This window comes from Terrisporobacter muris (assembly GCF_024621905.1).
Taxonomy (GTDB): Bacteria; Bacillota; Clostridia; order Peptostreptococcales; family Peptostreptococcaceae; genus Terrisporobacter; species Terrisporobacter muris.
The window spans coordinates 1-3,744 of record NZ_JANKBY010000339.1 but is presented as its reverse complement, the minus strand read 5'-3'; the positions used below and the strand labels follow the sequence as shown (position 1 = coordinate 3,744).

Genomic DNA, 3,744 nt, shown 5'->3' with positions numbered 1-3,744 from the left:
TATGGAGTTGTTGAAAACAGTAGTGTATAGCTGAATGAATAAAATTGAAATAATAGATAAATGTTACTCGTTTGTAACTTTTTTCTAAAAAAGCCTTTAAAAAGTTACTAAAATGTAATATTATATATGTATAAGATTAATAAAAACATAAATAAAGACGAAATAATTTTCAATTGAGATAATAACCTTAAAAATTGATATAGGGGGAAAATATATGTTTAAAAAGACATTGAAAGTTACTGCCATAGTAGGTGCATTAGTAATGACTATGGGAGTTATAAAGCCAATAGAGGTAGACGCTGCAACTGCAAGTGGAACAGCAACTAGTACTGTAAATTTGAGAACAGGTGCTTCAACTAAATATAGAACAATAGGAAAACTTAAAAAAGGAACAAAAGTTAAAATACTATCTAGTAAAAATGGATGGCATAAAGTTAAATATAGTAATAAAACAGGATGGTCTAGTGGAAAATATATAAAAAAATCAACTTCATCATCAAGTAATAGAGATGTTAAAAAAAGATTAAAAGTTAAAGCTTATGCTTATACAGGTGGAGGATATACAGCAACAGGAACTAAAGCAAAATATGGGACTTTAGCTGTAGATCCAAAAGTTATACCATACGGAACAAAGGTATATATAAAAGAATTAGATAAAGTATTCACGGCAGAAGATTGCGGTGGAGGAATAAAAGGAAATAAAATAGATATTTATATGAATTCTTCATCAGCTTGTAGTAAGTGGGGAGTAAAAACAATAACACTAGAAATATTAAAATAGGAATTAAAAGCAGGGCTTGACCCTGTTTTTTTGTTGCAAAATCAAATAAGAGGTGAGATTAATTCACAGTTACAATCATATATGGGAAATGATTTATCAGTTAGAACTTGATACTTTAAAAGATGAAGAAGTTGAAATCTATGATAACAATAAAAAAATTGCCTATGGTCAAGTTATTATATTAGAACAAAATTTTGGTATTAAAATTACAAGTATAATCGATGAAGAAGATTTAGTAAAAAGCTTAATTTAGGAACAATATAATTAATTTGTCATATAATATATTGTAAATAACTTTATTGTATAGGAGATGTATTACATGGCTAAAGTTACAAAGCCCGTTACTGATGTAGGTAAAGAAGTTATAAACGGTGTAGGAAATGTTGCTAAGGAAACTATAAGTACAGGTGTAAATGTAGGAAAAGATGTTATTAGTGGAGTAGGAAATGTTGCAAAAGAAACTATAAATACAGGTGTAAATGTAGGAAAAGCAGTTAAAGATAATGTAAAAGAAGCAAAAAATAGTATTAAAAAATAAATTAAAAAAATAAGGTGCAAAATGCACCTTATTTTTTTAAGTATTCATCCCCATTAATTTTTAAAGAATATGGTGAATAATTTTGAAGTATCATATCAAAATTTATATCGCCCTTATCTGGTATATTGAAATATCCTTTAGCAAAGATTAAATTACCGTTTCTATGTAGTTGTTCGATGTTAATTTTATACTTAATATTTAAAGTACCTTGTACTGACTCTTTTATAATAGAAGAGTATGTTGATACATCTGAATTTGATAAGTTTTCACTTTCTACTTTAAAATTATTATCCTTTGATTGAATATAGGAAGGCTCATAAAATGTTTGCCATAAATATATACCAACAAACAAACTTGATGTTATTAGGATAATTGTAAGGATTCTTTTTCTAAACTTATATATCTTAGAATTTAAAATCTTTTGTCTTTTAGCCTCATGGGCTTTCATCTTCTTATGCTCTTGATATCCAATTACTTTCTTTTTATTGCTAAGTTTACTAACATGTAGTTTAGAAATTTTATTTTTTCCCTCGTATTCAGCCTTTTTGTCAATGAATTTTATTGTATTATCTACATTAGCGTTTTTCATTGCCCCTCCCCCTTTTTAATATTCCCTTTAACAATATAATACTATATGAGAATTGAAAAAAACAAGAAACATAGCTAATTATTATGTAAAAAAAAGTATAATCGTAACAAAAAAACAATATATGAATTTATTTAATTGGTTGTAAAGCTCTTGGTAAAATTCCTTTTAGATAAGCGATGAGTATTCCGTAGTTTACAATTGGAACATTATTGTCTTTGGCTTTATTTATTCTATTCATCATTGCAGCTCTATTCATCATACATCCACCACAATGAATAATTAGCTTATAATTGTTAATATCTTCTTTAAAAGAGACTCCAGAAGAATACTCAAAAACTAAATCTTTGTTAGTGTATTTTTTTAACCAATTTGGAATTTTAAAAGTTCCTATATCATCACTTTGTTTATGATGAGTACATCCTTCAGCAATTAATATTTTATCTCCGTCTTCAAGGTTTTCTACTGTTTGTGCACCTTTAACTAATTCTTCTAAGTCACCCTTCTGTCTTGCAAATAAGATTGAAAAAGAAGTCAGAGGTATATCTTTTGGTGTGTCTTTTGAAACAGATTCAAATGCTTGAGAGTCTGTAATTACTAAGGCAGGTTTTTTGTTTAAACTATTAAAAGTTTCTTTTAAAGTAGTTTCCTTTGTCATAATAGCTGTTGCTTTACTATCTAATACATCTCTTATAACTTGCTGTTGTGGTAATATTAATCTACCCTTAGGAGCTGCTTTATCAATAGGAATAACAAGAACGACCAGGTCATCTTCATTAATCAAGTCAGAAACTAATTGTAAATCGTTACTTTCATAATCTACATTATTAATAATCTTTTCTTTAAGTTTATCGATGCCTTCTTTTGTAATAGAAGATACTAAGGAAATAGGACATGAGATTTTTGATTTTGCCAATTGTATTACTTCTTTTTTATCACTTATTTCATCTATTTTATTTAGAACTAATATGTGAGGAATTTTTTTATCCTTTAATAAGTCAATGATATGTAAATCTTCTTTACTAATTCCTTTATTTGAATCTACAATAACTAGCCCTATATCAGTTTTATTTAAAATGTCTAATGATTTATTTATTCTAAGCTCTCCTAAAGAACCTTCATCATCTAAACCAGCGGTATCTATTAGAACACAGGGACCTATAGGTAATATTTCCATAGGTCTAAATACAGGATCTGTAGTTGTACCTGCTACACTAGATACTATAGCAGCATTTTGATTTGATATAGCGTTTATAATACTTGATTTCCCTGCGTTTCTTTTGCCAAATAGTCCAATATGTATTCTTACAGATTGAGGTGTTGAATTCAAACTCATAAAATCACTCCCTTATTTCCTTTTTAGAAACACTTGTTTTGACAGAGACAGATGGTATCCTACCTAACTTACCAGTTAAATTATTAATTGTGTCCATATCACCTACAACAGTAACAGAGATAACAGACACCCCTTCATTATCAAATGGAATACCCATTCTTCCCTTAATAATTCCTTTAAATCCGACTAAGATTTTGTTGAACTCTTGTTGGCACTTTTCTGGATCGTCTAAAACTGCACTAATTACAGCTACGCGACTCATAAAAATCACCCCTTTAATAAGAATTTATTTTACATAAAATTAAAAAAGCCTTCTTTACTATTAAAAGAACACTAATCAAGAAAGTTAGTATATGTTTGACTAATTTCCTTACAGATTAGAATGATTCTTTTCCGTTAGGTAATTTATTTATATATAGAAGTTATTTTAATTTAATTTTAGCAGTAAAGTAGTCATAAATCTACATAAGGTGGGATTTTATGGCTATAATTTTAAAATTTCT

The 3,744-nt window shown here is 27.8% G+C and carries 6 protein-coding genes; 3 read left to right on the top strand and 3 right to left on the bottom strand.

The genetic code is table 11. The annotated features are described in order from the left end of the window. The first annotated feature begins 214 nt into the window (after nt 1-214). From NSA58_RS17345 to NSA58_RS17335, 3 genes are all read left to right on the top strand, one after another. A complete protein-coding gene (locus tag NSA58_RS17345) occupies nt 215-781 on the top strand; it encodes a 3D domain-containing protein (RefSeq protein WP_074078862.1) in 567 nt (188 codons plus the stop codon). Nucleotides 782-869: 88 nt separating this feature from the next. Beyond that, a complete protein-coding gene (locus NSA58_RS17340; protein WP_079764780.1) occupies nt 870-1,034 on the top strand; it encodes a FliM/FliN family flagellar motor switch protein in 165 nt (54 codons plus the stop codon). Between the two features lie 66 nt (nt 1,035-1,100). Next, a complete protein-coding gene (locus NSA58_RS17335) occupies nt 1,101-1,319 on the top strand; it encodes a hypothetical protein (protein ID WP_039680873.1) in 219 nt (72 codons plus the stop codon). Nucleotides 1,320-1,347: 28 nt separating this feature from the next. Here NSA58_RS17335 and NSA58_RS17330 read toward each other — a convergent pair whose 3' ends face one another. The 3 genes from NSA58_RS17330 to NSA58_RS17320 all read right to left on the bottom strand — a co-directional run bounded on the left by NSA58_RS17330 (nt 1,348) and on the right by NSA58_RS17320 (nt 3,503). Continuing rightward, nucleotides 1,348-1,908: a hypothetical protein gene (locus tag NSA58_RS17330; protein WP_039680874.1), complete on the bottom strand. Its 561-nt coding sequence runs from the start codon at nt 1,906-1,908 to the stop codon at nt 1,348-1,350. A gap of 127 nt (nt 1,909-2,035) precedes the next feature. Then, the gene (gene hydF, locus NSA58_RS17325; RefSeq protein ID WP_039680875.1) at nt 2,036-3,241 is read right to left on the bottom strand and encodes a [FeFe] hydrogenase H-cluster maturation GTPase HydF; all 1,206 of its coding nucleotides are present in this window, start codon (nt 3,239-3,241) and stop codon (nt 2,036-2,038) included. A gap of 4 nt (nt 3,242-3,245) precedes the next feature. Then, a complete protein-coding gene (locus NSA58_RS17320) occupies nt 3,246-3,503 on the bottom strand; it encodes a TM1266 family iron-only hydrogenase system putative regulator (protein WP_039680876.1) in 258 nt (85 codons plus the stop codon). Nucleotides 3,504-3,744: the final 241 nt, after the last annotated feature.

Bases quoted from the DNA above. Each gene is read 5' to 3' on its own strand.
- NSA58_RS17345 (WP_074078862.1), top strand. From the start codon at position 215: ATGTTTAAAAAGACATTGAAAGTTACTGCCATAGTAGGTGCATTAGTA.
- NSA58_RS17340 (WP_079764780.1), top strand. From the start codon at position 870: ATGATTTATCAGTTAGAACTTGATACTTTAAAAGATGAAGAAGTTGAA.
- NSA58_RS17335 (WP_039680873.1), top strand. From the start codon at position 1,101: ATGGCTAAAGTTACAAAGCCCGTTACTGATGTAGGTAAAGAAGTTATA.
- NSA58_RS17330 (WP_039680874.1), bottom strand. From the start codon at position 1,908: ATGAAAAACGCTAATGTAGATAATACAATAAAATTCATTGACAAAAAG.
- hydF (WP_039680875.1), bottom strand. From the start codon at position 3,241: ATGAGTTTGAATTCAACACCTCAATCTGTAAGAATACATATTGGACTA.
- NSA58_RS17320 (WP_039680876.1), bottom strand. From the start codon at position 3,503: ATGAGTCGCGTAGCTGTAATTAGTGCAGTTTTAGACGATCCAGAAAAG.